Origin of the sequence: Porticoccus sp. (assembly GCF_965660005.1) — a bacterium.
In the GTDB taxonomy this organism is placed as follows: Bacteria; Pseudomonadota; Gammaproteobacteria; order Pseudomonadales; family Porticoccaceae; genus Porticoccus.
In genome coordinates, this window is record NZ_CBFHYF010000069.1 from 1 (window position 1) to 5,077 (window position 5,077).

4 protein-coding genes and 1 pseudogene are annotated in these 5,077 nt (G+C 56.4%); 1 reads left to right on the forward strand and 4 read right to left on the reverse strand.

The genetic code is table 11. From position 1 onward, the window contains the following. Both ACTF5G_RS09860 and ACTF5G_RS09865 read right to left on the reverse strand, forming a co-directional pair. Positions 1-1,112 (reverse strand): annotated as a pseudogene (locus tag ACTF5G_RS09860) (hypothetical protein); the annotation flags it as partial. 462 nt (positions 1,113-1,574) lie between these two features. Continuing rightward, complete coding sequence (locus tag ACTF5G_RS09865; RefSeq protein ID WP_438952632.1) at positions 1,575-1,709, reverse strand: hypothetical protein; 135 nt, start codon at positions 1,707-1,709, stop codon at positions 1,575-1,577. Between the two features lie 81 nt (positions 1,710-1,790). Here ACTF5G_RS09865 and ACTF5G_RS09870 point away from each other — a divergent pair, with 81 nt between their 5' ends. Further along, positions 1,791-3,800, forward strand: coding sequence for a sigma-54-dependent Fis family transcriptional regulator (locus ACTF5G_RS09870; RefSeq protein WP_438952633.1), 2,010 nt, complete (start codon positions 1,791-1,793; stop codon positions 3,798-3,800). 41 nt (positions 3,801-3,841) lie between these two features. On the opposite strand, the gene ACTF5G_RS09875 is transcribed toward ACTF5G_RS09870, so the two are convergent. Both ACTF5G_RS09875 and ACTF5G_RS09880 read right to left on the reverse strand, forming a co-directional pair. Beyond that, positions 3,842-4,531 (reverse strand): transposase, encoded by a 690-nt coding sequence (locus tag ACTF5G_RS09875; protein WP_438952634.1) that lies wholly within the window; start codon positions 4,529-4,531, stop codon positions 3,842-3,844. Positions 4,532-4,660: 129 nt separating this feature from the next. Continuing rightward, positions 4,661-5,077, reverse strand: a 417-nt coding sequence (locus tag ACTF5G_RS09880) for an SDR family oxidoreductase (RefSeq protein WP_438952635.1), incomplete at its 5' end; no start/stop codon positions are given.

The window sequence follows — 5,077 nt, forward strand, 5'->3', positions numbered from 1 at the left end:
AGCCACTCACCCAGCAGTTTGCTGCCGCGGTAGTCATCACCATAACCTTCTAGCGGCTTGTCAGGCTGCATACCACCGGGGTTGAAAGGATCAAATCGGACGTTGCCTACACCGTAATAAGAACCGAAAGCGCCAAGATCGCCAGCATCATTCAGACGCAGGTTCGGGTTGATCACCGGTGCCGGGTTAAAGGTTTTCATATAGGAGAACGAGTAGCCGGCGGAACCCCAGGTGCTGTTCCAGCGGATACCGTAGGTCCAGTCGTCCCAGTCGCCCTTGTCGTGGTCTTCGTTGTAGGCATCGGTCACCTGGGTGAAGTCAACCCCGCGGTACGGGGTGGGAATCCAGCGGCCGCCCTCGATGTTGTAGTTGCTGCCCATGTCCTCGGAACGGTCCAGCCCCGGGCGGACAAAGAAGTTGACCATGGCATCCCACTCGTGGATTTCATAGACAAAGTTGAACAGGAACAGCGGCTTGCGCCACTCTTCATTGTTCTCATAGAACAGCCGCTGGCGGAAGTCGTAGCCGTGTACCACATCCATCGCCTGGAAGAAGTCGGACTCGCCCCATACCAGCTGCTGGCGGCCGATCCGGGCAAACAGCCGGTCGGTGATCTGCCAGTCGAAGTAGATTTCGCGGACCACGTCCATCAGCTCGTCGGTGGTTTCATACTGGTCCATGAAACTGCCTTTCTTGCCGTCACGACCGTAGTTACCGCGATTATCCAAATCCTGCAACGCGCCATTGAGGAAATCGTTCTGCTTTTCCATACGCTCGGACAGGTCTTCGAGGTAGTCGGTTTTGTGCTCGTGCTCGACCCGGGTGACCACCCGCCAGTTCAATGGTCCGGTTTTGATGTCCCAGTCGACGTTGACGGTGGCTCGCGCCTGACTCATGCGCCATTTGTCATCGGCGCTGGTTTCCTTGGAGTCCTGCAGCAGCACACCGACGGTGGTGCGGACGTAACCGTTATAGCTGATCTTAAAAAAACTTTCGTCCAGGCCATAGTCAAAATCGGCAGCAAATGTCGGGCTTGCGGCGGCCATCAGCCCCCCAAAGCCCAGCAGAAAGCCACCTACTTTCTTGATGCTGGTGTTGTTTTTCATCACCATTTTCTTCTCCCACTAATCATTAGATATTATTAATTGCCGCCGCACATTCCGCACAGCAATGCGAAATATAAACAGCTTCGCCCCCAACAGCAACAACAGTTTTGCCACATAAATGTGGTAAATGCGTCCGAAAAACGGTCAACAGGCTGGTCATCGAGCATCTTCCGGTCACATCTTCTTCGCTGAACGCCTTTGTTCACGGGGCTTTCACGATATTAAACGTCTTATTATCGGACGAACCCCGCAGCAAATCGTATGATTAAAGAAAAATCCTGGCAAGCCCCATTTTTTTGCGATGAGCTTTTTTTACGCCAATCGGGGTGTTTTTGTGCTGCACAGTGCACTGCGGGGGCGATTCGCGCCCGCGGCCACAGCGCCAGACAACTGTTGTCCGACTCGCACCACCGGACTGACAGGCCGTTGCACTGCGTGTTATTATCGGCCACTGCGGTGCTGCGATTATTATTCCCTGCGGGGTTCATCATAAAGCAGTGGCGGCACCGGGCTGATAATAAAGGACTGGTGGCAAGGGAAGATCAACAGGGGAGCATCAACACAGGGCACCCCCAGCCAATAAGCCGCGACGATTGATGCCATACAGCTGTGCTGCACAGCATTGCCGATTACCCGGCTGATTTACCCGGCTGATTACCCAAATAAAGGGGGAGGTGATTTACAGTGAGGGGTTCAAGCACGAAAAAGCCCGGCCTGATTCATCGGTCCGACAGCGACAAGCTGAATGCCCAGCGGGGTATTGATCGTGCGTGGGAGCAATTCCTCTGCATGGGTGGTCAGGCCAAGGACCTGCCAATCCGCGATGTGATTGCCAGCTCCTGGGAGCGCTGCCTGTCCCAGGGCGTGAACCCGGAACAGAAGGCGGCACCGCTGCTGGTGTCTGAAAACACGCTCTATCATCACCGGCTGAGAAATTCCGATCTGTTGCTGTGCGCCGAGCCGGTGCTGGAACAGGCGCGCCTGTTTCTGCAGGACCTCGAGACCATTCTCTATCTGACCGACTACCAGGGGCTTAACCTGCAGATTGTCGGCGACCCCAGAACCATTGACGATGCCCGGGATATCGGGCTGGTGGAAGGCAGCGGCTGGAACGAGGGCCACTCCGGCTCGAATGCGGTGGGCACCGCCATGGCGACCCGCAAGCCGACCCAGGTGCACGGCGAGGAACACTATATTCAGGGCTTCAAACCCTGGACCTGTACGGCAGCGGTGATCGCCGACCCCTACGACAACCAGATGATGGGGGTGATCGACCTGTCCGGCCTGTGCAGCATCTACGATAAATTCCACGTGCCGCTGGTGGTGGCCTGGGCCAGCCAGATCCAGTCCGGTCTGGCGAAGAAGACCTCGGACCTGTGGAGCCTGATCGTCGAACACAGCAACAGCCAGTTCGGCCACTATCGCAATACCGGAAAGCTGCTGCTGGACAAGCAGGGACGGCTGGTCAACTTTACCGCCAACGCCAGTGCCGCGCTGGACTCCCTCGGGATCGACTACGACCCGCAGACCAAGCGCCGCCTGTCGATGCAGCGCTTCGGCGGCGATGAAATTGTCTACCCGCACGATTCGGGACTGTGGGTATCGGAGGACTGGGTGGAGCCGGTGCTGCATAAAGGCAACATTGTCGGCTTTCAGGTACTGGTGCCGTCACCGCGCCGGTCTACCTTCAAACCCGCTGTCGAGCCACTGGCTGCCGGTCCGGCGGCCAGCCTCGATCCGTTTGATAGCATCTACGGCAAGAGCCCCTCTTTTCAGGCCAGTGCCGACAAGGCCCGCAAGGCCGCCAATACGCCGCTGCCAGTACTGATTCTGGGGGATACCGGGGTCGGCAAGGAAGTGTTTGCCAAGGCCATCCACGACAGCAGTCAATATGCCGACGGGCCATTTATCGATCTGAACTGCGGCGGTTTCACCCGGGATATTCTCAGCAGTGAACTGTTCGGCCACGTGGAAGGGGCGTTCACCGGCGCGCGCAAGGGCGGCATGATCGGCAAGATCGAGGCGGCCAATGGCGGCACCCTGTTCCTCGATGAAATTGGCGAGCTGCCGCTGGAGTTGCAGCCGGTGTTTCTGCGGGTACTGCAGGAGAAGAAAATTTACCGGGTGGGGGACATTAAACCGATTCCGGTGGATTTCCGGCTGATTGCTGCCACCAACCGCGATCTGAAGGGCGCGGTAAATGAAGGCTTGTTCCGCAAGGATCTGTATTTCCGGCTATCGACCGTGACCATCAGTCTGGATCCGCTGTCGGGCCGCAAGGAGGATATCGAAGGGATCGCGCAACTGGTCATGGCGCGCATTCAGAAAACCGACGACATCGCCGCAAAACGGTTCTCGCCGGCCCTGATGACAGTACTGAAGAACCGCGAGTGGCCGGGCAATATCCGCGAGCTGGTCAACGTGGTGGAATGCATGTGCTTTATGTCCAGCAACGAAACCCTGACGATTGACGATCTTCCCGAGGGTTATCGACCGGGGGAAACCAATCTGCAACCGGAGCACCTCAATGCCTTCATCACCCCGCCCCACGGCAACCTAGACAAGGTTGAAAAATCCACCATCGAAGCCGCCATCAAACAGGCAGAGGGCAATATGACCCGGGCGGCCAAACAGTTGGGCATCGCCAAGAGTACGCTGTATCAAAAAATGAAGAAGTACCAGCTGAAGAAGTAAAAAAGGGTTAAAAAGGGGGCGGTGACAACTGAGACTCATTCTCACTTGGTTTTCGCCGGCCTTCCCCGCCCGGCATAGCCCAATCTTCTACCGAGCACCTTTTCAATCTGTTCCCTGAAATCACTGCCACCAAGCGGCATCGAAAAGGTGGTAGCCCGCTGAATAGCCTGTAGCTTTGCTTTTTCCAGTCCACTGGAGAACAACTCACGGTAAGCGCGATAATGACTGTCCTCATCTACTCCAAGCCGCCGGTAAAGCTCGTGTGCAACGAGTTGTTTTCTCGGTTTCAGACCGGCATTGACGGCATAGCTGGACCAGCGATAGTCCGCCGGATGTGCAACCATGGATGCCCGCACAGGATTGAGTTCTATATAGCGATAACAGGCCAGCAGGTAGCTTTCTACCTCCACCAGGCTTGCCTTGTACCTTCCTTCCCAAAGGGTCCCGGTACGTTTGTGGGTATTGTTGATGTATTGCACATAACGGCGTCCAATGGATTGCATAACACCGGGAATAGCCACCTCATGTGCCGGTGTCAACAGCAGGTGGACATGGTTTGTCATCAACACGTAGGCATGGAGGGACACTTGATGTTCACTACAGGCTTCACTCAAACATTGGAGGTAGAAGCAATAATCAGCATCGGTGTAAAAACAGGCACCACGATTGTTACCGCGGCTGACCACATGACTAGGCACATCGGGCAAAAACATCCTTGCTTTGCGAGGCATTGTCGACTCCTTTCGACAGATAAACAGGCATTCGAGTATAGCCAATAGGCAAATGGCGTGCTGGGGCGGGCAACTGATGAGAATGAGTCTCAGTTGTCACCGACCCCTTTTAGAGTTGCTTTTAGCTGGTTAGTACATGTGCTGGCCGCCGTTGATGGAGAGGGTGGAGCCGGTGATGAAGCCGCTTTCGTCGGACACCAGGAACAGCACGCCGCGGGCGATGTCGTGGGCGGAGCCAAGCCGCCCCACGGGAATGCGGGCGACGATTTTTTCCAGTACGGCTGCGGGTACGGCTCTCACCATATCGGTCTCGACATAGCCGGGTGCCACGGCATTGGCCGTGATTCCCATTGCCGCGCCCTCCAGCGCCAGCGCCTTGGTAAAACCGTGAATACCGGATTTCGCAGCCGCATAGTTGACCTGACCGTACTGGCCCGCCTGACCGTTCAGTGAGCCGATGTTGACGATACGGCCAAAGCGCCGCTCACGCATGCCCTCGATCACGCAACGACTCATGTTGAAACAGGAACCCAGGTTGGTATCCAG

What these genes read in the sequence shown, in the direction of transcription:
- ACTF5G_RS09865 (WP_438952632.1), bottom strand. Translation starts at nt 1,709, where the DNA reads ATGGCATCAATCGTCGCGGCTTATTGGCTGGGGGTGCCCTGTGTTGAT.
- ACTF5G_RS09875 (WP_438952634.1), bottom strand. Translation starts at nt 4,531, where the DNA reads ATGCCTCGCAAAGCAAGGATGTTTTTGCCCGATGTGCCTAGTCATGTG.